This window comes from Pseudoalteromonas sp. T1lg10 (genome assembly GCF_002964545.1).
In the GTDB taxonomy this organism is placed as follows: Bacteria; Pseudomonadota; Gammaproteobacteria; order Enterobacterales; family Alteromonadaceae; genus Pseudoalteromonas.
Genome location: NZ_PQBV01000001.1, coordinates 109,552 through 132,296, shown reverse-complemented (window position 1 = coordinate 132,296; position 22,745 = coordinate 109,552). Strand labels below are relative to the sequence as shown.

Here is a 22,745-nt window from a genome sequence, read left to right as displayed (position 1 = left end):
TAAATAGCTAGATCAAAAAAGGCCGCTAACATAGCGACCTTTTTTATTTCTGTCTTAGCGCTTATTGCGCGCGAATAACTTCCAAGCCGCCCATATATGAACGCAGTACACTTGGTACCACAACAGAGCCATCGGCTTGCTGATAGTTTTCCAAGATAGCAACCAGGGTACGGCCAACGGCCAGGCCTGAGCCATTTAGGGTATGAAGAAGCTCTGGCTTCTTCTCACCGGCGCGGCGGAAACGCGCCTGCATACGGCGCGCCTGGAAATCACCCATATTTGAACATGAAGAGATCTCACGGTAAGTATCCTGAGCCGGCAACCAGACTTCCAGGTCGTAGGTTTTAGTTGCGCCAAAGCCCATATCGCCGGTGCACAGCACGACTTTACGATACGGCAGCTCAAGAGCCTGTAGAATTTGCTCGGCGTGGCCGGTTAGCTCTTCTAATGCCTGCATTGAGTCTTCCGGTTTAACCAGTTGTACCAATTCAACTTTATCAAACTGGTGCTGACGAATTAGACCGCGAGTGTCACGGCCATAGCTGCCCGCTTCACTACGAAAACAGGGTGTGTGTGCCGTCATGCGCACAGGTAACTGCTTTTCATCGAAGATTTCATCGCGTGCGCAGTTTGTAAGAGGTACTTCAGCGGTTGGAATTAAGCTAAAACCTGCATCATGCTCGCCAAGTTTTTCAGTGTGGAACAGATCTTCGGCAAACTTAGGCAACTGACCGGTACCGAACAGGCTGTCCTTGTTTACCAAATAAGGTACGTACATTTCGGTATAGCCATTTTTATCTGCATGCGTATCAAGCATAAATTGCACAAGTGCACGGTGCATACGCGCAACCTGGCCGCGCATCACGGTAAAGCGTGCGCCTGATAGTTTTACACCTGCTTCGAAATCCAAGCCTTTATCTAATGCTTCACCAAGGTCAACATGGTCTTTCACTTCAAAATCGTATGACTTTGGCTCGCCCCACTTATTTACTTCAACATTGTCAGCTTCATCATTACCTACTGGCACTTCTTGTGCTGGCAGGTTTGGTAAGCCAGACGCGATATCGTTTAGCTCGGCTAAAACATCGTCTTGTTCTTTTTTCGCGTTTTCTAACTCGTCGCCTAAGTGCGCAACGGCATCAAGTAGCGGCTGAATATCTTCACCCTTGGCTTTGGCTTGGCCGATAGCCTTGGAACGGGAGTTACGCTCGCTTTGTAGTTCTTGTGTTTTTACTTGTAGTGCTTTGCGCTTCTCTTCAACTCGGCAAGCTTGGCAACGTCTAATTCGAAACCACGCGTTTTTAAACGTGCGGCTGTTTGCTCTACGTCCTGACGGAGATACTTTGAGTCTAACATGTGAGTTATTAACCTTTTTGCGTTGTTAGCATGAGGCCTAGTGCAGCCATAAAAATACACACCCCGACATTGAGCAGGATGTTTAACGCCACTTTCAGCCACTGACCTTGCTGCATTAGCAGCAGGGTATCGAGCGAAAATGTTGAAAATGTTGTTAGTGCGCCTAAAAACCCTATTCCCAGGGTCAGGCGGTGCGGATCGGTCAGTATTTCACGATCCAAAAGGCCGTATAAAACGCCCATTAACAATGAACCGAGAATATTAACCGTCAGCGTACCAAAAGGGAATCCCTTGGACAGGAGTTTTAGTGCTAATTCATTAATACCAAAGCGCATACAAGCGCCAAGCGCCCCACCTAGGGCAATCAAAAGATAGGTATTAATCACGCTCATAGCGTTTACGCAGACTCTGCTGGTCGCGCTCCTTGAGATATTGCAGCTTATCGGCGATGCGCTTTTCCAGACCCCTGTCACTGGGGTGGTAGTACTGAGTTTGCGCAATCTCCGGCGGGAAGAAGCTCTCACCGGCCGCGTAGGCGCCAGGTTCGTCATGGGCATAACGATAATCTGCGCCAAAACCCTGCTCTTTCATCAAGGCCGTGGGTGCATTACGTAAATGTAAGGGCACGTCGAGATCTGCGGTCGCTATGGCATGACGTTTTGCCTCTTTAAAAGCGGTATAAACGGCATTGCTCTTTGGTGCGCTGGCAAGGTAAATGGTGGCCTCGGCGATGGCACGCTCGCCCTCGCTAGGACCCACGCGGTGATAAATGTCCCAGGCGTTTAAAGCCACTTCCATGGCTTTGGGATCGGCGGTGCCGATATCTTCGGTGGCAATAGCCAATAAGCGACGTGCCACATACAGAGGATCACCACCGGCGGTAATAATACGGCAATACCAATATAAAGCCCCGTCCGGGCTTGAGCCCCGAACCGACTTATGAAAGGCAGAAATTAAATCGTAATAGTGGTCACCGCCCTTGTCATAGCGGGCGACCATTTGCGGTGCGACCTGCTGCATAACTTCCTGGTCGATCACCACGCCTTTAGTTGCGGCTGACTCCTTTGCACTAATGGCATAGGTAGCGGCCAGCTCGAGTAAATTAAGCACGCTGCGCGCATCGCCAGAGGCACCCTGGCACAGTTGCTCCAGGCTATCATCGGCAATGCTGATATGAGCATTTTTCAGCTCATTATCCTGCGTCAGTGCCTGGTTCACTACGGCCTTGAGTTCATCCAGACTCAGCTTTTTCAGGGTGTAAACCCGGGCTCGGGACAGTACCGCATTATTCAGGGCAAAAGACGGGTTTTCGGTGGTCGCACCGATAAAGATAAAGGTGCCGTTTTCCACATAAGGCAACAGGGCATCTTGCTGCGACTTATTAAATCTATGAACTTCATCGACAAATAACAGGCTACGACGCCCTTGCTGCAGGCTCAGTTGCGCTTGCTCGACGGCGTCGCGTATATCTTTCACTCCGGCGGTAACCGCAGAAAGCGTGATAAATTCAGCGTCGCAGTGATGGGCAATAATATGCGCCAAAGTCGTTTTCCCTACTCCCGGCGGACCCCATAAAATAAGGCTGTGGCATTGGCCCGAGGTAATGGCACGGTAAAGGGGCTGATCTGGGCCAAGAATATGGCTTTGGCCTATGTATTTCTGTAATGACGTAGGACGCATGCGCGCCGCAAGCGGGCGCACATCGGGGGCAAAGTCGAGGGAAAAACTATTCGCCACTTAACTGGCTTCCTCGCTGCTCCCTTTGGTCATCAATAAAGACCTGCTCGGGAATGGTAAATTCAAAGCGCCCATCGTCAATGTCGTTATTGATTTGCGCATCCTTGAATTCAAATTTAGAGCGCTGCCCGGATTGGTCGGTAACCTCAAGCGCGGAGATCTGCTCTTGCTCATTAAAATACAAGCTAAGCTGCTCTACCTGGCCCTGCTCCTTGCTAATGGGTTTTACCGCAAAGCCGTTTTCAATGGCGGTAATGGTAAATTTTTGCCACAGCTGTTCATCATCCGTGGTTAATAAAATAAAGGGGGTATTGTCGATAAGCTTGGCGGTATCAAGCAAGGTTACCTGCTCGGCAAAAGGATCGAAATAATAGCTGTCGACACCGTTAGAGACGAACAGGGTCTCATCAGGCGTTTGCTGCTGCCAGCGAATTTTACGAGGTTGCTCTAACTGCAACTGACCATTGCTTTCGCTTACCAGCTCGCCTTCAGGGTCAAAAACCTGCTGGGAGAATTCGCTGCTCAGCGAGTTTAAACTCGCTAACTTTTCCTTTAGCGCCTTGGCATCATCGGCCAAGGTATGAGTAGCTGTTAGAGAAAAAAGCACAGCAGACATAAAAATACGTTTCATAATACCTCCAATACAGGCAATTAATTGGCGTTGTTTTTCACCAATACTTCACGGGTGCCATTATGCCCCGGCGGGCTAACCAGCCCTGAAATTTCCATTTGCTCGACCAGGCGAGCGGCGCGGTTGTAACCAACGCGTAGTTTACGCTGCACACTGGAAACCGATACGCGACCACTTTCAATCACAAAAGCCACGGCTTCATCATAGAGCGGGTCGGCCTCACCGTCTTCACCCTCAGGCACCTCGCCCGGTAGTAATACGTCTTCCACAGCATCGCCATTGAGGATTTCATCCACATAATTTGGCTTACCGCGGGCCTTCCAATCGCTCACCACCGCATGCACCTCATGGTCATCAACGAAGGCACCATGCACACGTATCGGCACGCTGGTACCCGGTGGTAAATACAACATATCACCCATGCCCAAGAGGTTCTCGGCGCCCTGCTGATCTAAAATAGTGCGCGAGTCGATTTTTGACGACACCTGGAACGCCATACGGGTCGGGATATTGGCCTTAATCAGACCTGTGATCACATCCACTGACGGTCGCTGTGTAGCCAGCACCAGATGGATACCTGCGGCACGGGCCTTTTGCGCGATACGGGCGATCAGCTCTTCCACCTTCTTGCCCACTATCATCATCATGTCGGCAAATTCATCGATCACCACCACGATACTTGGCAACTTATCCAGCTCTTGCGGGCCATCGGCCATCCCATCCGTATCCTTAAACAAGGGGTCGAGAATCGGTTGCCCCGCAGCTTTGGCATCCATTACCTTTTGGTTATAACCCTTAAGGTTACGCACCCCAAGCGCCGACATTAGTTTGTAGCGACGTTCCATCTCACCCACACACCAACGCAGGGCGTTGGCCGCCTCCTTCATATCTGTGACTACTTCACATAAAAGGTGGGGGATCCCTTCGTACACCGAAAGCTCAAGCATTTTCGGGTCGATCATGATCAAACGCACATCTTCCGGCGGTGACTTGTATAGCAAGCTTAAGATCATCACATTAACGCCCACTGACTTACCGGAACCCGTGGTACCGGCTACTAGCAAGTGCGGCATTTTTGCCAAGTCGGCCACTACAGGCTGACCGGCGATGTCCTTACCCAGCACCATGGTTAATGGCGATTTATTCTGTTCAAACTTGGGGGCGTTAATCACTTCCGACAGGCGCACCACTTCACGGTGTTTATTTGGCAACTCCAGACCAACATAGGTTTTACCCGGTATCACTTCAACCACACGCACGCTGACGGCGGAGAGTGAACGCGCCAAATCTTTGGCTAGACCGGAAATCTTCGCTACCTTAACACCGGGAGCCAGGTCCAACTCAAAGCGGGTTACCACGGGACCCGGGTACACACCAACCACCGCGGCCTGCACGCCAAAGTCTTGTAATTTGGCCTCAACCAAACGCGACACAGCTTCAAGTTCTTCTTCAGAAATCGGGTTCTTTTGTTTATCCGGGCGATCTAGCAGGTCCAACGAAGGTAAAGGCGCCATCGGGGGCTGCTCGGCCATCAATTGGTCAAACTTTTCTTTCGCAGACAGCGGCTGGTTATTTAAGGGCGTGTGCGCCGCTTGGCCATTAACAGCTGGCTTTGGCATTGCCTGAGGCTCAGATTTAGCTAAGGGTTGCTCACGGTCTAATTCGTTAAGCGCGTCGACAGTATCAAAGCCTTCACCATCGGTGGCACTAAAGGCCATTTCATCGGCGAAGATATCGTCAAGTTGATCCAATGCCGCATGCTGTTGCTTACGTGGTGCAGCAGTGTGATTTGGCGCTAAAGAGTCAGGTTCGATGTTAAACTCACCATCAAAAGCCGGCTCTTCCTTTGCTTGTGATTTAGGCTCGGGAGCAAACATGGCCGCGGCTTTTTCCATTAATGAGGCTGTTTTTTGTTTAGCCGCTGCACTGTCTTGTGTCTGCGTGCTTATTTCCTTGTCCGCAGGCGCGTCCTGAAGCATTTTAACCTCGGCGGCACTGCCTTCAAGGGCCGGTTGCAACTCGGCTTGCTCATATTCATCACGCCACTGACCGCGTTTGCGCTGGAACCAATTCCACAGCCAAAGCCCGGCTTTCATAACCCAGGCACCTAAGGTATCGACAAACTGCACCCAGGAAATACCGGTTAACAGCGTTAAGCCGGCAAAAAAGAAACATAATAAAAGAATGGAGGTCCCGGTAAAATTAAAGGCGGGCATCATGGCGCCGGCGATCACATCCCCTACTACCCCACCGGAAGAAAAATAAAAAATATCGTCAAAATTAACCGAACTGATTGCCGTGGCGCTTAGTACAAACAAAACCAGGCCGATAAGGCGCAAGGCCAGAGTGATGTAGTCCAGGCGAAGTACCTGATGGGGACGCTTAAAAGCAAAGTAGCCAAACAGCTGCACGCCAGCGGGCACTAAAAACGCCAACCAGCCAAAACTAAAGAGAAGAATATCGGCTAACCAGGCCCCTGCTGTACCTGTGATATTTTTAACATCGACAAATTCGCCGGTTTGCGACCAGGATGGGTCGGCAGGATCGAAACTGATAAGTGCGCATAATATGAAAATGGCAAAGGCGGTGCTTATGATTAAGCCCGTCTCAAGTAGTCTTTGTACACCATTTAGGCGCATATTCCTTTATCCTTATTATTTATCTAGATATTTCGGCGCAATACGCCTACCTTACCAATTCTAAGCACAAGATGCACTGGGTTTATAATCAGTAATTGTAATTGCAACCCAGGCTTTACGCCTCTATTAGGGTACCTGGGGACGAATGATCAAGGCCTCTTCGCCTTTGACTTCTTCCATTACTACATAGGTACGGCTTTCGCTGATGTTTGGCAACTTTAACAGTATGTCGCCAAGTACTTGACGGTATTCCGACATATCCGTTACCCGCGTCTTTAACAGAAAATCAAAATTCCCCGACACCAGATGACACTCAACAATTTCATCGTGCTTTTTTACCGCCTGGTTAAATTCGTCGAATACATCCGGCGAGGTCTTGGTAATGGTGACCTCTACATACCACCAAGAGGCCCTGCCCTAATTTCGCCGGGTCAACCACAGCTTTATAGCCACGGATATACCCCTCACGTTCGAGCTTTTTAACCCGCTCCAGACAAGGGGTGGCGCTCAGGCCAATGCGCTTGGCCAGTTCAACGTTAGAAATACGGCCATCACGCTGTAATTCGACTAAAATTTTACGGTCGATTCTATCGAGTTGTTGATGCATGTTTGATAATAGTTAATTGCACTGAATTTAGAATTAATAAAGTTTAATACACTGGCTTGAGATTGCAAAATAGTGAGACACACTATTTGGCCATATGTACAATAGTGAAAAATTTTTCCGTTCAAAAAAGGTATAGTTACTTATGATTATCGGTGTACCAAAAGAGATTAAAAACCACGAGTACCGTGTGGGCATGATCCCAGCAAGCGCGCGCGAGCTGATCGCTCACGGTCACGAAGTGATCGTTGAAACCAACGCGGGCTTAGGTATTGGCTTTACCGACGAAGACTATATTGAAGTTGGCGCTAAAATCTTGCCAACTGCAGCTGAGATTTTTGCTCAGGCTGAAATGATCATCAAAGTAAAAGAGCCGCAAGCCGTTGAGCGTGCGATGCTGCGTGAAGATCAAATTCTATTCACTTACTTGCACCTAGCACCAGATCTTCCACAAACCGAAGACCTAGTGAAAAGTGGCGCTATCTGTATCGCTTACGAAACAGTAACCGATGCTAAAGGCGGTCTACCTCTTCTTGCTCCTATGTCAGAAGTTGCTGGTCGTATGTCAATCCAAGCCGGTGCTCAGGCGCTTGAGAAATCTAAGCAAGGTCTTGGCATGCTGCTAGGCGGCGTTCCAGGTGTTGAGCCTGCGAAGGTTGTTGTTATCGGTGGCGGTATGGTTGGTCGTAACGCGGCGCAAATGGCTGTAGGCCTAGGTGCTGACGTAACCATCCTTGACCGTAACATCGACGTACTACGTAGCCTTAACGCACAATTTGGCTCACTGGCTAAAGTTGTTTACTCAACTGCTGATGCCCTTGAGAAGCACGTTGTTGAAGCTGACCTTGTTATCGGTGGCGTACTTATCCCAGGTGCAGCTGCACCTAAGCTAGTAACTGCCGAGCACATCAAAGCGATGAAGCCTGGTGCTGCAATCGTTGACGTAGCAATCGACCAAGGTGGTTGTATCGCGACTTCTAAGGCAACTACGCACGATGAACCTACCTTCATCGTTGATGACGTTGTTCACTACTGTGTTGCTAACATGCCTGGTGCGGTTCCTCGTACTTCTACGTTCGCCCTAAACAATGCAACTCTGCCTTACATCATCAAGCTAGCGAACAAGGGCTACAAGCAAGCGCTACTTGAAGACGAGCACTTCCTAAAAGGTCTTAACGTGATCAAGGGTAAGGTAACTTATAAAGAAGTAGCTGAAGCGTTCAACATGGAATATGTTGACCCGCGCAGCGCCGTTGAAACACTATAATTTAGAGTTAGTGTTTACGAAAAACCCGCCAATCGGCGGGTTTTTTATTTGCTTAATATTTTTTAAAAAGGCTAGATAAAGCGCTTGATAATAAAGTCGACCTTTACGCGCTTGGCCTGCCCCAATATCTTTTGTACCGGCTCTGGATAATCGCTCAGCTGCTCTAGTTCGGTGTAACTTTGCAGTCTTGTACAATGGGCCATAATGGCCGCTTTTTCCCGCGCGACCGCGTCCACAAGCTGACCTTTGTGATCATCGATAAAAATACCGTTTTCTATATCCAGACCCCAGGCTCTGGGATTGAGGTTATGGCCACTTAGCAGGTGGTAACGGTTATCAGAACAAATGCCTTTAAGATGGAACGAGTTCTTCTCATGCTGCCATAAATACACATTGAGGTTACCGGCATCCACATAACGCTGCTGGGTTTTCAAAAACTTAGCCAAGATTGTTTCATATAGATACGGCAGCGCCCCCACCTTGGAGAATTTTTCCTCCGGTGGAATATAGAAATCATTGGCGGTTTTATCCCCCACCACTATGGTGACTTGCTTACCCTGGCGTAATAATCGACGCAATGCGCGCAACAAGGGCGTGGGGAAATTAAAATAAGGGGTATAAAGCACCAGTTCCTGTTCGGTGATATCGAACAGCTGCTTGATCAGGCGATTAAGCTTGTTATTTCTGCGTCCTAAACCGATAAAGGGGCGTACCGTTAAATCGCTCTCGCCTTCATTTTTGGCCAAGGCATAACTGGCTTTTTTTAGTGCCTTAACCAACTTGCGGTGTTCGCCCTTAATATCGATAAACTTGGGGATGGGCCTAGTGTCCAATCGCGGCACCGCATCACTTGCCAATAACACCTGGTCGGTAAATTCCACAAAGGCGTCACATAGCTGCGCTTGGCGTATCAAAAAATAACGGTCGAGGCGATACTTATCAAAATACTGCAGGTACACATTATTTAGGCTGGCGCCGCTATAAAGTAAGGTATCGTCGATAACAAAACCTTTTAGGTGCAACACGCCAAAAAGCTCTTTGGCTTTCACCGGCACACCGTAAACCTGCACATTGGATTGATGTTGTTCAAGGGCGCTCAGATACAGGGCTGCATTGCCTTCACTGGCCGCTGCGCCAATCAAGCCGCGTTGGGCTCGATGGTAATCGACCAATACCTTTACATCTAATTCAGGGTTGTTTTGCGAGGCTTTGTGAAGAGCTTCGAGAATTTCCCGCCCCGCTTCATCGTCCTGTAAATACAAGGCGGTGATATAGATGCGCTGTTTCGCACTGGCGATCAGCTCAAGTAGCTTGGTTCGATAGCTTTTTGCATCAAGTAGTATGTCTATATCTTGTTGTTCGAGGCCATAGCCTGCTTGATGTTGCCAAAAATACATAAGGCCCTTATTTTTCTGCTTCGTCATCAGCTTGGCGCTGTCTGCGAGTTTTTATTTGCCTAGAACATAGCAAAAAAAATATCTAAGGTCATGAAATAACGCTTAGGCTATCGCTATTTGCTGTTTAATCACACAGTACAGTTATTTTGACAGCCTAGGTATTTATGCAAATGGAAAATTCGTAATTTTGTTTACATATGGATTGTTTTTCTTAGAATCACCCGCATAACCTAATTCTATAAATTCATTTGAGACGTATTATGAGCGCCAAACACTGCAAACTACTTATCCTTGGCTCTGGCCCTGCTGGTTACACAGCCGCCGTTTATGCTGCCCGTGCTAACCTAAACCCGGTATTGGTTACCGGTATTCAACAAGGCGGTCAGTTGACCACCACTACCGAAGTTGAAAACTGGCCTGGCGATGCCCACGGTTTGACCGGCCCTGCACTGATGGAGCGTATGAAAGAGCACGCCGAGCGCTTTGAAACTGAAATCGTCTTTGACCATATCAACGAAGTAAACCTCAATGTACGCCCGTTTGAGCTAAAAGGTGACAGCGGCACTTATACCGCCGATGCCCTGATCATCGCCACCGGTGCTTCAGCTAAGTACCTGGGTCTTGAGTCAGAAACTGCATTCCAGGGTCGTGGTGTGTCTGCCTGTGCAACCTGTGATGGTTTCTTCTATAAGAATCAAAAAGTGGCTGTTGTTGGTGGTGGTAATACCGCCGTTGAAGAAGCCCTTTATCTTTCTAACATCGCTTCTGAAGTACATGTAATCCACCGTCGTGACAGCTTCCGCAGTGAGAAAATCCTTGCCGACCGTCTGTTAGAAAAAGCAGAAAACGGCAACGTGACCATTCACTGGAACCGCACCCTTGACGAAGTTCTGGGTGACGAAATGGGTGTAACTGGTCTGCGTATGAAAGACAGCCACTCTGACGCTACCGAAGAACTTGATTTAGCTGGTGTATTTATTGCTATCGGCCACAAGCCAAATACCGATATGTTCCAAGGCCAACTGGAAATGAAAGACGGTTACCTGGTTGTTGAGTCTGGTCTTAACGGTAATGCTACGCAAACCAGCATTGAAGGCGTATTTGCTGCCGGCGACGTGTCTGATCATATCTACCGTCAGGCCATTACCTCGGCCGGTACAGGTTGTATGGCGGCGCTGGATGCCGAACGTTACTTAGATAACCTTAAGTAATATAATTGGGGCTTAGGGTTAAGACCCTAGGCCCCAACTTTTATGACTCAGTATTTGCATTACCTTGGCAGCGTTGGAGAAGGTTTCCCCGACCCCAACACAGCTCTGACCCAACCCGATGGCCTACTTGCCATAGGCGGGTGTCTATCGCTGCCGCGCTTGCAGCAAGCCTATCAGCAAGGCATTTTTCCCTGGTATAGCGAAGGCGAGCCATTAATGTGGTGGTCTCCGAGTGAGCGAGCCATTATCGAACTCGATGAGTTTCATATCAGCCGCAGCCTGAAGAAGGCAGCACGCCGTCTTAATACCCGCGTCACCATCAATACTTGTTTTGCCGATGTGATACATGCCTGCAAGATGCAACGTCAGGACGTTGAAGGCACCTGGATCACAGATGCCATGGAGCAAGCCTATATCCATGCCCATGAAAACGGCTTAGCGCACAGTGTGGAAGTATGGCAAGACGACACACTTGTCGGCGGCTTATACGGTATTATGCAGTCTCGGGTGTTTTGTGGTGAATCGATGTTTTTTCATGTTCCCGAATGCTCTAAATTGGCCATGTGGGCGCTGGTTGAATTACTCAAAGCCAATAATGGCACCTTTATTGACTGTCAGTTGATGAATCCCTACCTAGAGCAATTAGGGGCAAAGGCCCTGTCACGCCAGCAATTCTTGACTAAACTAAAGGAAAGTAACCATCAGTCGATAGACTTGTCATTTTGGCAAGCTCGGCAGTTAGAGACTCCTTATGACGCAACACCTTCCGATTAAAATCGGCCTAAGTCAGCGTTTCCCCTGCAGTTACTTGGCCGCTCAGGAAGAGCAATTACTGGTTATTCTAGACCCGGTTTGTTACAGTCCAAATGGATTCGAGGCCTTGTTAAAACAAGGATTTAGACGCAGTGGCGAGCAGATTTACCGGCCCCATTGTCCAACCTGCAATGCCTGTCAGGCGGTGCGGGTATTAGCGCCTCATTATACCCCCAGCCGCTCGCAAAAACGTCTGATAACCAAGGCAAAAGAATTTCAGGTGCGTATCAGTAAGCGCGAAAAAGCCGAATATTATCCCTTGTACGAGCGTTATATTAATGCCCGCCATAACGATGGCACCATGTTCCCACCACAGCGCTCACAATTTGACAGTTTTTTATTTTGTCACTGGATGGATATTGACTTTATTGAGCTGTGGGATAGGGACAGGCTGATCGCCGTGGCGGTCACCGATGTGATGGCCCATTCCCTTTCCGCCATTTATACCTTTTTCGACCCCGATTATGAGCAGTTGAGTCTGGGCAGTTTAATGATCATTAAGCAGATCCAATTGGCGGCAGATTGGGGTAAGCGTTACCTGTATCTTGGTTATCAAATAGACGAGTGTCGTAAGATGCGTTACAAGCTACAGTACTTGCCCGCACAACAACTGCGCAATAATCATTGGGAAGACGTAATTTGCCTGTAAAATCGACAAATTCAGTGCCTTGGCTTTACTTATCCGTTGCTTTTCGGCACAATCCCATGCGTTTAACTATCACAGAGGTGTTACGCTAGATATGGCGAAAGAAGACGTAATTGAAATGCAAGGTACGGTACTAGAAACCTTGCCTAATACAATGTTCCGTGTAGAGCTTGAGAATGGTCACGTAGTTGTGGCTCACATTTCCGGTAAAATGCGTAAAAACTACATTCGTATTTTAACTGGCGACAAAGTAACAGTGGAACTTACGCCTTACGATCTATCAAAAGGCCGTATCGTTTTCCGTGCACGTTAATACGCCTGCACGCTAAGCCGATTTAGCAAAAAGCCCAGCAAGTGCTGGGCTTTTTGTTATCTGCCGTTTGCCCAATCTGTCATTAGGCTGGACTCAATTGCGACGCATAGGTAAAGGACAAGCAGTCGTTATCCGTGTCCACATCAACCTGAACGTCGCCGCCGTCAGTCAGGCTGCCGAACAGGATTTCATTGGCCAATGGCTTTTTCAATTGCTCCTGTATTACCCGAGCCATGGGACGTGCACCCATAGCCTTGTCGTAGCCCTTCTGGGCCAGCCAACGACGAGCAGCATCGCTAAGCTCCAGATTAACGGATTTCTTATCAAGCTGGGCTTGCAGCTCCACCAGGAACTTATCCACCACAAGCAGGATGATCTCGCTATCGAGGTGATTAAACCAGATGATGTTGTCGAGACGGTTTCTAAACTCAGGTGAAAACACCTTGTTTATCTCGCTCATTGCATCAAAAGAGCTGTCCTGATCGGCAAAACCTATGCTGTTTTTCACCGTCTCCTGTACCCCGGCATTGGTGGTCAACACCAGCACCACATTACGGAAGTCGGCCTTGCGACCATTGTTATCCGTCAATGTACCATGATCCATTACCTGCAACAGTATGTTATAGATGTCGCTGTGTGCCTTTTCGATTTCATCGAGTAGCACTACGGCGTGAGGGTGTTTTATTACCGCATCTGTCAGCAAACCGCCCTGCTCGTAACCCACATAACCAGGAGGCGCACCAATCAAACGGCTGATCGCATGGCGTTCCATGTATTCGGACATATCGAAGCGTAAAAACTCAATGCCCATGCATTTGGCCAGCTGCTTGGTAACCTCGGTTTTACCCACACCAGTCGGACCGGCAAATAGGAAAGAACCCACGGGTTTGTCTTCATTAGCCAATCCAGAGCGGGATAGGCGTATGGCCGACGATAAGGCGTCAATGGACTGATCCTGACCAAAGACCAGCATCTTGAGGTTGCGGTCCAGGTTCTTCAATACTTCCTTATCGGACGAAGACACGCTTTGCTGTGGAATACGGGCAATCTTGGCAATGATCTGCTCAATATCCGCCACATTAATGGTTTTCTTGCGCTTAGACACAGGCTGCAAACGCTGATTGGCACCTGCTTCATCGATAACGTCTATGGCCTTATCCGGCAAATGACGTTCATTGATGTATTTGGCGCTCAGCTCGGCCGCCGCACGCAGTGCTTTTTGCGTATAACGAATACCATGGTGCTCTTCGTAACGCTCTTTTAAGCCATTAAGAATTTTCGTGGTGTCATCGATACTTGGTTCATTGATGTCGATTTTTTGGAATCGACGTACTAAGGCACGGTCTTTTTCGAAAATATTCTTAAATTCGTTATAGGTGGTTGAACCCATGCAGCGTATCTGGCCGCTCGATAACAGCGGTTTGATCAGATTCGATGCATCCATAACCCCACCCGATGCCGCTCCGGCACCGATTATGGTATGAATCTCATCGATAAAGAGAATGGCACCGGGTTGTTGCTGCAGCTGTTTAAGAAGGCTTTTTAAGCGTTTCTCAAAGTCGCCGCGGTATTTAGTACCGGCAAGCAAGGCACCCATATCCAGCGAGTACACCACGCCATCGGCGATCACTTCAGGTACCTCGTTATTGACGATACGATAGGCCAGGCCCTCGGCGATAGCGGTTTTACCCACCCCGGCTTCACCCACCAATAGTGGGTTATTCTTTTTACGGCGACACAATACCTGCACCGTGCGCTCCACTTCTTGGTCACGACCAATCAGAGGGTCGACCGAGCCTTTTTGTGCTTCCACATTAAGGTTAGTGGTGTATTTATCGAGAATATTTTGCTCTTCGCTGGCCTCGCCCACCAATTCTTCGGAAATTTCTTCGTGATCGTCAATATGTTCGCTTTCATCATCGGCACGGGAAATACCATGAGAGATGAAGTTAACGATATCAAGGCGATTAACATCATGCTTTTTAAGCAAATAAACGGCCTGGCTTTCCTGCTCCGAGAAAATAGCGACAAGCACGTTAACGCCAGTGACTTCACTTTTACCGGACGACTGCACATGAAATACCGCGCGCTGCAGTACACGTTGAAAACCTAAGGTGGGCTGGGTCTCACGCTCTTGTTCAAGATCTGAGATCACCGGTGTGGTTTCATCAATAAACTCAGATAATTCACTGCGTAACAGGGCCAAATCCAAACCGCAGGCAATTAAGGCCTCGTTGGCCGATGGGTTATCCAATAGCGCCAGCAATAAATGCTCGACCGTCATAAATTCATGACGACGGGTGCGGGCTTCTTTAAACGCATCATTTAAAGTAATTTCTAGATCTTTATTTAGCATTGGCAACCCCCAAAACTGAAAAACTCGTTATTCCTGCTCACAACTACAAAGCAGTGGATGCTCATGCTCTCTGGCATAGCGATTAACCTGCTCGGTTTTGGTGTGGGCAATATCTGCAGGATAGATACCGCATACCGCTTTACCCTCATGGTGAACTTTGAGCATAACGTCTGTTGCTCTTTCGCTATCCATATTGAAAAAAGTCATTAAAACTTCGATAACAAAATCCATTGGTGTGTAGTCATCGTTATTGAGTATCACCTTGTATTTACGTGGCGGCTGCAACTTTTGCTTCTGCTCGTCACGACTACGCTCTACAACACCAGAATCTTTCATTCCACTCATAAATAAATATAGTCTTCTCTGTAGATCTCAAGCAAACACGAAATCAAAAATAAATAAACTGTTAAAAAAATGCACAAAATACTTGACTGAATGGGCAAATAAACTACAGTCAAGTTTGGACTGTCTATCTATTAGCCAGTCTATCAAACTATCAGGTTTAGATTAACTAAATTAGTCAACTTATAGAAGGATGTAGAAGTATGGCTTGTGGAAAAGTCAAATGGTTCAACAATGCCAAAGGGTTCGGTTTTATCCAGGAAGTAGGCAGTGAGGAAGACATCTTTGCACACTACTCAACCATTAATATGGATGGATACAAAACACTAAAAGCTGGCCAAGACGTAACCTTCGAATTGCAACAAGGCCCCAAGGGTCTACACGCCACAAACATTCTACCCACTGATGGCTCCGAGGTCATTTGATCGGTAAATGCTAAGCGTCTTGCACTAACAGCTATGCTGTTCGGTCACGTCTAAGAGCGAGCTTATGCTGTAACTAGCTCGCTTTGATCCCCTCTGTACCCCCCTATTTTACTCGTCGCTACGTAAAGTTTTCCCTTATTCTGTAAACAATACTTGAATTTTTAATATCCGCCCTAACCTAAAGGTGAATGGAGCTTTTCTCTTTTGCTTGTTAAACTGCACCGCAGTGACAGCAGATGTCGGTCTATCTAGGTGGATTTTTTTGCCTAGGCCGATAATACACAACGATAAATTAGGACACAAAATGACCTCGAAAATCATTTACACCAAGACTGATGAGGCGCCAGCTCTGGCTACCTATTCTTTGCTTCCTGTAATCGAAGCAGTTTCAAAAGTTGCTGGTATCGATGTAGAAACTCGCGATATCTCTCTTGCCGGCCGTATTATTGCCCTATTCCCTGAGTTTTTAAACGAAGACCAGCGTATCGGTGATGCCCTTGCCGAGCTAGGTGAATTGGCTAAAACACCAGAAGCAAACATCATCAAGCTTCCTAATATCAGTGCATCAGTACCGCAGCTTAAAGCGGCGATTAAAGAATTGCAGGCCCAGGGTTATGCCCTTCCTAACTACCCTGATGAGCCTAAAAACGAGCAAGAAGAAGATATCAAAGCCCGTTACGACAAGGTTAAAGGCAGCGCCGTAAACCCTGTATTACGTGAAGGTAACTCAGACCGTCGCGCGCCAGCGTCGGTAAAAGCCTATGCCCGTAAAAACCCTCATTCAATGGGTGAGTGGAGCAAGGACTCGCAATCTAGTGTTGTATCAATGACAGACGGCGACTTCTTCGGCTCAGAAAAGTCTGTAACCGTAGAAAAAGCGACCAGCGTACGCATCGAGCATGTGGCTGATAACGGTGACATCACGGTATTGAAGCCAGAAGTAAAACTACTAGACGGCGAGATCATCGACGGTTCTTGCATGAGCGTATCTAAGCTACAGGCCTTTATTGCCGAGCAAATCGATGCAGCTAAAGCACAAGGCGTGTTGTTCTCATTGCATATGAAAGCAACCATGATGAAGGTGTCAGACCCAATCATCTTCGGTCACGCAGTAAAAGTATTCTACAAAGACGTATTCGCTAAGCACGGCGCCCTATTTGAAGAGCTAGGTGTAGACGTAAATAACGGTCTTGGTGATGTATACGCTCGTATTGAAGGCCTAGACGAAGCCAAGCGCAAAGAAATCGAAGCCGACATCATGGCGGTATACGAGCAGCGCCCAGCGGTTGCCATGGTAGACTCAGATCGCGGCATCACTAACTTGCACGTACCAAGCGATGTGATCATCGATGCGTCAATGCCTGCGGCCATTCGTTCTTCTGGTCAAATGTGGAACGCCGACGGTCAGCTACAAGACACTGCTTTCGTAATTCCAGATCGTAGCTACTCTGGCGTATACGATGCGACTGTTGAGTTCTGTAAAGAGCACGGCGCATTCAACCCAAGCACCATGGGCAGCGTACCAAACGTAGGTCTGATGGCACAAAAAGCCGAAGAATACGGTTCACACGACAAGACGTTTGAAATCAAGAGCGCGGGTAAAGTACGCGTTGTTGATGCAAATGACACTGTGCTTATCGAGCATGATGTTGAAGCCGGTGATATCTGGCGTATGTGTCAGGTGAAAGATGCACCTATCCAAGACTGGGTTAAACTGGCCGTAAATCGTGCCCGTGCCACTAACACTCCTGCAGTATTCTGGCTAAATGAAGCCCGCGCACACGATGCGGAGCTTATCAAAAAGGTTAACGCCTACTTGCCAGAGCACGACACCAGTGGCCTGGAAATCCTTATCCTAGATCCAATTGCTGCAACCAAGTTCTCACTTGAGCGTATCAAAGAAGGTCAGGACACTATTTCAGTAACAGGTAACGTACTACGTGACTACCTAACTGACTTGTTCCCAATTCTTGAGCTGGGCACCAGTGCGAAAATGCTGTCTATCGTTCCTCTTATGAACGGTGGTGGCCTATTCGAAACCGGCGCTGGCGGTAGTGCTCCTAAGCACGTACAGCAGTTCCAAAAAGAAAACCACTTACGTTGGGATTCTCTAGGTGAGTTCCTTGCCCTTGCCGCATCTTACGAGCACCTAAGTGCCCGTACTAACAACGCCAAAGCGCAGGTACTTGCTGATACATTGGATCAAGCAACGGCTAAGTTCCTTGACGAGAACAAGTCACCTTCACGTAAAGTGGGTGAAATTGATAACCGTGGCAGCCACTTCTTCCTGACCTTGTTCTGGGCTGAAGCACTTGCTGCACAAGACGCTGATGCGGATCTTAAAGCACGTTTCACTGAGGTAGCAGCACTACTTCGCGAGAATGAGCAAACCATCATCAAGGAACTAAACGACGCACAAGGTCCAAGCATGGATATCGGCGGTTACTACCAGCCAAATGAAGAGCTTGCGTTCAAAGCTATGCGTCCAAGCAATACTTTCAATGCGATTCTTGCTAAACTAGCTTAATCGTATCGAATGCAATATCAAGGCATCCAATCGGGTGCCTTTTTTATTTTTACTCCATGACAAAAAAGCCCAATAACACACGCTCACGCCCCTTTTCAGGTAAACCAGCGGATAAAACCCGATTTAAGCGTAAACCCGCCAAGCCCAGCCTGGCGCCACAGCAAGTTAAGGTGGTTTTATTCAATAAACCCTATGATGTGCTGTGCCAGTTTACCGATGATGCCAACCGTCGTACCTTGGCCGATTACATAGACATCAAGCAGGTTTATGCCGCGGGTCGTCTCGACCGCGACTCCGAAGGCCTGTTGCTTTTGACCAACTGCGGCAAGTTGCAGCACCAGCTCGCCAACCCCAAGAAAAATACCTATAAAACGTATTGGGTTCAGGTAGAAGGTGCTCTCACCGATGCAGCCTTGCACGCTTTACAACAAGGCGTTGAACTCAATGATGGCATGACCCTGCCCGCCAAAGTCAAGATCATCGACGAGCCACAAGGACTTTGGCCGCGCACGCCGCCAATACGCGAGCGTAAGAATATCCCCACCACCTGGCTTGAAATTCAGATCCGAGAAGGTCGCAACCGCCAGGTGCGACGAATGACCGCCCATGTCGGCTACCCGACCCTGCGGCTCATTCGCGCCGCCATAGGTAGCTATCGCTTGGGCGATTTACAAAGCGGCCAGTACCGTTTGGAGAAAAAGCATGTATAGACCTAATGTAACCGTTGCCATGGTGTTAAAAAGTGGCGAGCGTTATTTGATGGTGCAAGAACGTGACAAACTAAGCGGCGAAGTGGTGTTTAATCAACCGGCCGGGCATTTGGAAGAAAATGAATCTCTTCTTCAAGCCTGTACCCGCGAGCTTTATGAGGAAACCGGGATCACAGCTGCGCCCTTAGGTCTGGTGGGTATTTACAGTTTGCAGGCAAAAAATGGTGTCCATTATCTACGCTTTTGCTTTTATGGCGAGCTGGAACAGTGTCTTGAACCCAAGCCGCAGGACGCGGATATCATGGCTTGTCACTGGTTAACACATGAAGAAATCCAATCTCTGGCGCTTCGCTCCGAGTTAGTCCGCCAATGCATTGATGATTCCCAATTGCGGCCCTTGATCCCCCTGAGCCATTTAAGCTATCAAGTGGGTTAACAAGCCCACCTTGCCACTTCAAGCCCTTGGGTAAGCGTGATATAATTCGCGCCTTTAAAGCCAAGTGATGTGAAAATTCAGTTCCTATGAGCGATAACAGCCAAATTAAAGTAATCGTCGGCATGTCCGGTGGTGTTGACTCATCCGTATCCGCTTACCTGTTAAAAGAGCAAGGCTATCAAGTCGAAGGCCTGTTTATGAAAAACTGGGAAGAAGACGACAACGATGAATATTGTGCCGCTGCAGAAGATCTGAAAGACGCACAAATGGTCTGTGAAAAGTTAGGAATCGAATTACACACGGTTAACTTTGCCGCCGAATACTGGGATAACGTGTTCGAGTACTTCCTTGCCGAATACAAGGCGGGACGCACCCCCAACCCGGATATTATGTGTAACAAGGAAATCAAATTTAAAGCCTTTTTAGAGTTTGCCGCCGAAGCCCTGGGCGCCGACTATATCGCCACCGGCCACTATGTGCGCCGTGAAGAGCGCGATGGTAAGTTTGCCATGCTCCGCGGTGAGGACGACAACAAGGATCAAAGTTACTTCCTGTACACCCTAAGCCATGAGCATATCGCCCAAACCCTGTTCCCCGTAGGCGAATTACCTAAGCCGCAGGTACGTGAAATCGCCGAGCAACAAGGCTTAGTGACCCACGATAAAAAAGACAGTACCGGTATCTGTTTTATCGGCGAGCGTAAGTTTAAAGACTTTTTACAACGCTACCTTCCAGCCCAACCCGGTGTAATCGAAGACACGGATGGTAACGAGGTGGGTGAACACGAAGGTTTGATGTATCACACCCTAGGTCAGCGTAAGGGCCTGCATATCGGCGGTCTAAAAGAAGGCTCTGGCGAGCCTTGGTATGTGGTCGACAAAGACATAGAGCGCAATGTGCTGGTTGTAGGTCAGGGTAAAGACCACCCTCGCCTGTATAGCAATGGCCTTAATGCAGATCAGCTGCATTGGGTTGACCGCGTTGGTCCTAAAGGCACGGCACGCGTTACGGTGAAAACCCGTTATCGTCAGCACGACATCCCTTGTACTTTATTAGTTGGCCAAGACGGCGTTGCTCGCGTGCTCTTCGATGAGCCGCAAAAGGCGGTAACTCCGGGTCAATCAGCGGTATTTTACGACGGCGATGTCTGCCTTGGTGGCGGTATAATCGACTCGGTGATCCGCTAGTATGAACGCCAATCAAGTGATGGCCCTGGCGGCCATGTGCCAAGTAGCCCTGCAGGTGCAAAAGCTGGCCAAATACGGCCAGTCACAACAGCATGAAATTGAGCCGCTGCTCAATTCACTGCTGGCCACAGATGCGGATAATGCCGAGCAAATTTACGGTAGCAGTCGTAATCTTCATTCCGGCTATCGCGCCCTGGTTTCTCAGTTAAGCCCGGGCAGTGATAAAAACGTCGAGCTGGTCAAATACGTCGGTGGCTTAATTCAACTTGAACGCATCCTGAGCAGCAAGCCGCAAGCCCTGGCCGAGCTTGGCCGCGATATAGACCTGGTAAAAAATAAATTAAACCACTTAGACCTGCTTGATGAGTCTATTATTGCCGCCTTTGCCGATACCTATGCCCGCATCATCAGCCCGCTTGGACAGCGCATTCAGGTATTCGGTCAACCGGCACTATTAAAACAAAGCAGCATTCAAAACCGTATTCGCGCCCTGCTCTTGGCAGGCATACGCGCGGCGGTGCTATGGCGTCAGGTCGGTGGTAAACGCCGCCACTTTATATTTGCCAAACGCAAAATATTGGCCTTAGCTAAAGAACACATTTAAACCCCGGCTTGTGAGTTATTGGCTTGCAAGCAAATAAAAGATAATCGTTCAACGTAACTTAGGAGTTAATATGGAGCTTTCAGCGTTAACCGCGATCTCTCCGGTAGATGGGCGCTACGGTAGTAAGACAACTGAACTACGTAGCATTTTTAGTGAATTTGGTCTGATCAAATACCGCGTACAGGTAGAAGTACGTTGGTTACAAGCCCTCGCCGAGGCCAAGGAAATTGCAGAAGTTCCAGCGTTAAGCGCAGAAGCCAATGCCCTGCTTGATAGCATAGTTGCAAACTTTAGCGAAGCCGATGCGGCCCGCGTTAAAGAAATTGAACGCACCACCAACCACGACGTAAAAGCGGTTGAATACCTTCTAAAAGAAAAAGTGGCCGATAACGCCGAGCTTAATGCCGTTAACGAGTTTATCCACTTCGCCTGTACTTCTGAAGATATCAATAACCTGTCACACGGCCTAATGCTAAGCGAAGCGCGCGATACCGTATTGCTTCCTTACATGGATCAGCTACTTGACGCAGTTAAAGAAAAAGCCGTTGAATACAAGTCAATCGCCATGATGACACGTACTCACGGTCAGCCTGCTTCACCTTCAACCATGGGTAAAGAGTTTGCCAACGTGTACATGCGTCTTAAGCGCCAGCGCGATCAGGTTGCTCAAGTAAGCATGCTAGGTAAAATCAACGGTGCCGTTGGTAACTATAACGCTCACCTAAGCGCCTACCCTGACTACGACTGGCACACACATGCAGAAAAGTTTGTTACCAGCCTAGGTCTTACTTTTAACCCGTTCACCACGCAAATCGAACCACACGACTACATCGCCGAGTTGTTCGATGCGGTAGCGCGTTTCAACACCATTCTTATCGACTTCGATCGTGACGTTTGGGGTTACATTGCTCTTAACCACTTTAAGCAAAAGACCATTGCCGGCGAAATCGGTTCATCAACTATGCCGCACAAGGTTAACCCGATCGACTTCGAAAACTCAGAAGGTAACCTGGGTCTGGCCAATGCGATTTTCGCTCACCTGGCGCAAAAGCTACCAATTTCACGCTGGCAGCGCGACCTAACCGACTCAACGGTTCTACGTAACCTGGGTGTTGGCATGGGTTATACCCTTATCGCTTATCAAGCGACCCTAAAAGGGATCAGCAAGCTTGAAGTAAATGCCGACCGTTTACTTGCCGAACTTGATCAGAACTGGGAGCTACTTGCAGAGCCAATTCAAACGGTAATGCGTAAGTACGGTATCGAAAAGCCGTATGAAAAGCTAAAAGAGCTGACTCGCGGTAAGCGTGTTGATCAGGTGGCTATGGCCGAGTTTATCGACACCCTTGAACTACCAGCAGAAGTTAAAGCGCAATTAAAAGAGCTAAGCCCAGCCAACTACATTGGCCGCGCCGTTGAGTTCATTGATAACCTTTAATTTTCAGCACTAGAATATGCTATAAAGCGAAAGATGCGGCCAAAAGCGCAGCTCTTTCGCTTTTTTTATACCAATTCTGTTAAGTAAGTGAATTGGTATTATAGGA

General features: G+C 48.3%; 19 protein-coding genes and 2 pseudogenes. 12 read left to right on the top strand and 9 right to left on the bottom strand.

Annotated features, from left to right (window positions below):
• Positions 1-61 precede the first annotated feature (61 nt).
• The 6 genes and pseudogenes from serS to lrp form a co-directional block, all read right to left on the bottom strand.
• Positions 62-1,356: pseudogene (serS, locus tag C2M17_RS00570) on the bottom strand (serine--tRNA ligase).
• 8 nt (positions 1,357-1,364) lie between these two features.
• The gene (crcB, locus tag C2M17_RS00565; RefSeq protein ID WP_249318882.1) at positions 1,365-1,748 is read right to left on the bottom strand and encodes a fluoride efflux transporter CrcB; all 384 of its coding nucleotides are present in this window, start codon (positions 1,746-1,748) and stop codon (positions 1,365-1,367) included.
• Entirely contained in the window at positions 1,735-3,036 is a 1,302-nt protein-coding gene (locus tag C2M17_RS00560) for a replication-associated recombination protein A (RefSeq protein WP_105199097.1), read from the bottom strand. Before C2M17_RS00560 ends, crcB begins: the two co-directional genes overlap by 14 nt.
• 46 nt (positions 3,037-3,082) lie before the next feature.
• Positions 3,083-3,724: an outer membrane lipoprotein chaperone LolA gene (lolA, locus tag C2M17_RS00555; RefSeq protein ID WP_105198944.1), complete on the bottom strand. Its 642-nt coding sequence runs from the start codon at positions 3,722-3,724 to the stop codon at positions 3,083-3,085.
• A 20-nt stretch (positions 3,725-3,744) separates the two neighbouring features.
• Positions 3,745-6,363 carry a DNA translocase FtsK gene (locus C2M17_RS00550; RefSeq protein ID WP_105198943.1) on the bottom strand — a complete coding sequence of 873 codons (2,619 nt, stop codon included), beginning with the start codon at positions 6,361-6,363 and terminating at the stop codon, positions 3,745-3,747.
• 126 nt (positions 6,364-6,489) lie between these two features.
• Positions 6,490-6,970, bottom strand: a pseudogene (lrp, locus tag C2M17_RS00545) (leucine-responsive transcriptional regulator Lrp).
• A gap of 142 nt (positions 6,971-7,112) precedes the next feature.
• On the opposite strand from lrp, the gene ald reads away from it, so the two are divergent.
• Positions 7,113-8,234: an alanine dehydrogenase gene (gene ald, locus C2M17_RS00540; RefSeq protein WP_105198942.1), complete on the top strand. Its 1,122-nt coding sequence runs from the start codon at positions 7,113-7,115 to the stop codon at positions 8,232-8,234.
• A 71-nt stretch (positions 8,235-8,305) separates the two neighbouring features.
• Here ald and pssA read toward each other — a convergent pair whose 3' ends face one another.
• Positions 8,306-9,631 carry a CDP-diacylglycerol--serine O-phosphatidyltransferase gene (pssA, locus tag C2M17_RS00535; protein WP_105199096.1) on the bottom strand — a complete coding sequence of 442 codons (1,326 nt, stop codon included), beginning with the start codon at positions 9,629-9,631 and terminating at the stop codon, positions 8,306-8,308.
• A 257-nt stretch (positions 9,632-9,888) separates the two neighbouring features.
• Between pssA and trxB the strand changes: the two genes are divergently transcribed.
• From trxB to infA, 4 genes are all read left to right on the top strand, one after another.
• A complete protein-coding gene (trxB, locus tag C2M17_RS00530; protein WP_105199095.1) occupies positions 9,889-10,842 on the top strand; it encodes a thioredoxin-disulfide reductase in 954 nt (317 codons plus the stop codon).
• A gap of 42 nt (positions 10,843-10,884) precedes the next feature.
• Positions 10,885-11,616 (top strand): leucyl/phenylalanyl-tRNA--protein transferase, encoded by a 732-nt coding sequence (aat, locus tag C2M17_RS00525; RefSeq protein WP_105198941.1) that lies wholly within the window; start codon positions 10,885-10,887, stop codon positions 11,614-11,616.
• Entirely contained in the window at positions 11,594-12,304 is a 711-nt protein-coding gene (locus tag C2M17_RS00520) for an arginyltransferase (RefSeq protein WP_105198940.1), read from the top strand. The genes aat and C2M17_RS00520 overlap by 23 nt, the downstream gene beginning before the upstream one ends.
• Before the next feature lie 91 nt (positions 12,305-12,395).
• Positions 12,396-12,614 carry a translation initiation factor IF-1 gene (infA, locus tag C2M17_RS00515; RefSeq protein WP_023401681.1) on the top strand — a complete coding sequence of 73 codons (219 nt, stop codon included), beginning with the start codon at positions 12,396-12,398 and terminating at the stop codon, positions 12,612-12,614.
• A gap of 82 nt (positions 12,615-12,696) precedes the next feature.
• On the opposite strand, the gene clpA is transcribed toward infA, so the two are convergent.
• Positions 12,697-14,970 carry an ATP-dependent Clp protease ATP-binding subunit ClpA gene (gene clpA, locus C2M17_RS00510; RefSeq protein WP_105198939.1) on the bottom strand — a complete coding sequence of 758 codons (2,274 nt, stop codon included), beginning with the start codon at positions 14,968-14,970 and terminating at the stop codon, positions 12,697-12,699.
• Between the two features lie 27 nt (positions 14,971-14,997).
• Positions 14,998-15,315 (bottom strand): ATP-dependent Clp protease adapter ClpS, encoded by a 318-nt coding sequence (gene clpS / locus C2M17_RS00505; RefSeq protein WP_105189777.1) that lies wholly within the window; start codon positions 15,313-15,315, stop codon positions 14,998-15,000.
• A gap of 200 nt (positions 15,316-15,515) precedes the next feature.
• Here clpS and cspD point away from each other — a divergent pair, with 200 nt between their 5' ends.
• From cspD to purB, 7 genes are all read left to right on the top strand, one after another.
• Positions 15,516-15,737 (top strand): cold shock domain-containing protein CspD, encoded by a 222-nt coding sequence (cspD, locus tag C2M17_RS00500; protein ID WP_105198938.1) that lies wholly within the window; start codon positions 15,516-15,518, stop codon positions 15,735-15,737.
• A 304-nt stretch (positions 15,738-16,041) separates the two neighbouring features.
• Positions 16,042-18,264: an NADP-dependent isocitrate dehydrogenase gene (locus C2M17_RS00495; protein ID WP_105198937.1), complete on the top strand. Its 2,223-nt coding sequence runs from the start codon at positions 16,042-16,044 to the stop codon at positions 18,262-18,264.
• A gap of 56 nt (positions 18,265-18,320) precedes the next feature.
• Complete coding sequence (locus tag C2M17_RS00490) at positions 18,321-18,974, top strand: rRNA large subunit pseudouridine synthase E (RefSeq protein WP_105198936.1); 654 nt, start codon at positions 18,321-18,323, stop codon at positions 18,972-18,974.
• Positions 18,967-19,410: an NUDIX hydrolase gene (locus tag C2M17_RS00485; RefSeq protein ID WP_105198935.1), complete on the top strand. Its 444-nt coding sequence runs from the start codon at positions 18,967-18,969 to the stop codon at positions 19,408-19,410. Before C2M17_RS00490 ends, C2M17_RS00485 begins: the two co-directional genes overlap by 8 nt.
• 86 nt (positions 19,411-19,496) lie before the next feature.
• Entirely contained in the window at positions 19,497-20,597 is a 1,101-nt protein-coding gene (gene mnmA, locus C2M17_RS00480) for a tRNA 2-thiouridine(34) synthase MnmA (protein WP_105198934.1), read from the top strand.
• Between the two features lies 1 nt (position 20,598).
• The gene (gene hflD, locus C2M17_RS00475; protein WP_105198933.1) at positions 20,599-21,201 is read left to right on the top strand and encodes a high frequency lysogenization protein HflD; all 603 of its coding nucleotides are present in this window, start codon (positions 20,599-20,601) and stop codon (positions 21,199-21,201) included.
• Between the two features lie 70 nt (positions 21,202-21,271).
• Entirely contained in the window at positions 21,272-22,639 is a 1,368-nt protein-coding gene (purB, locus tag C2M17_RS00470) for an adenylosuccinate lyase (protein WP_105198932.1), read from the top strand.
• The last annotated feature ends 106 nt before the right edge of the window (positions 22,640-22,745 follow it).

What these genes read in the sequence shown, in the direction of transcription:
- crcB (WP_249318882.1), bottom strand. Translation starts at nt 1,748, where the DNA reads ATGAGCGTGATTAATACCTATCTTTTGATTGCCCTAGGTGGGGCGCTT.
- C2M17_RS00560 (WP_105199097.1), bottom strand. Translation starts at nt 3,036, where the DNA reads ATGCGTCCTACGTCATTACAGAAATACATAGGCCAAAGCCATATTCTT.
- lolA (WP_105198944.1), bottom strand. Translation starts at nt 3,724, where the DNA reads ATGAAACGTATTTTTATGTCTGCTGTGCTTTTTTCTCTAACAGCTACT.
- C2M17_RS00550 (WP_105198943.1), bottom strand. Translation starts at nt 6,363, where the DNA reads ATGCGCCTAAATGGTGTACAAAGACTACTTGAGACGGGCTTAATCATA.
- ald (WP_105198942.1), top strand. Translation starts at nt 7,113, where the DNA reads ATGATTATCGGTGTACCAAAAGAGATTAAAAACCACGAGTACCGTGTG.
- pssA (WP_105199096.1), bottom strand. Translation starts at nt 9,631, where the DNA reads ATGTATTTTTGGCAACATCAAGCAGGCTATGGCCTCGAACAACAAGAT.
- aat (WP_105198941.1), top strand. Translation starts at nt 10,885, where the DNA reads ATGACTCAGTATTTGCATTACCTTGGCAGCGTTGGAGAAGGTTTCCCC.
- C2M17_RS00520 (WP_105198940.1), top strand. Translation starts at nt 11,594, where the DNA reads ATGACGCAACACCTTCCGATTAAAATCGGCCTAAGTCAGCGTTTCCCC.
- infA (WP_023401681.1), top strand. Translation starts at nt 12,396, where the DNA reads ATGGCGAAAGAAGACGTAATTGAAATGCAAGGTACGGTACTAGAAACC.
- clpA (WP_105198939.1), bottom strand. Translation starts at nt 14,970, where the DNA reads ATGCTAAATAAAGATCTAGAAATTACTTTAAATGATGCGTTTAAAGAA.
- clpS (WP_105189777.1), bottom strand. Translation starts at nt 15,315, where the DNA reads ATGAGTGGAATGAAAGATTCTGGTGTTGTAGAGCGTAGTCGTGACGAG.
- cspD (WP_105198938.1), top strand. Translation starts at nt 15,516, where the DNA reads ATGGCTTGTGGAAAAGTCAAATGGTTCAACAATGCCAAAGGGTTCGGT.
- C2M17_RS00495 (WP_105198937.1), top strand. Translation starts at nt 16,042, where the DNA reads ATGACCTCGAAAATCATTTACACCAAGACTGATGAGGCGCCAGCTCTG.
- C2M17_RS00490 (WP_105198936.1), top strand. Translation starts at nt 18,321, where the DNA reads ATGACAAAAAAGCCCAATAACACACGCTCACGCCCCTTTTCAGGTAAA.
- C2M17_RS00485 (WP_105198935.1), top strand. Translation starts at nt 18,967, where the DNA reads ATGTATAGACCTAATGTAACCGTTGCCATGGTGTTAAAAAGTGGCGAG.
- mnmA (WP_105198934.1), top strand. Translation starts at nt 19,497, where the DNA reads ATGAGCGATAACAGCCAAATTAAAGTAATCGTCGGCATGTCCGGTGGT.
- hflD (WP_105198933.1), top strand. Translation starts at nt 20,599, where the DNA reads ATGAACGCCAATCAAGTGATGGCCCTGGCGGCCATGTGCCAAGTAGCC.
- purB (WP_105198932.1), top strand. Translation starts at nt 21,272, where the DNA reads ATGGAGCTTTCAGCGTTAACCGCGATCTCTCCGGTAGATGGGCGCTAC.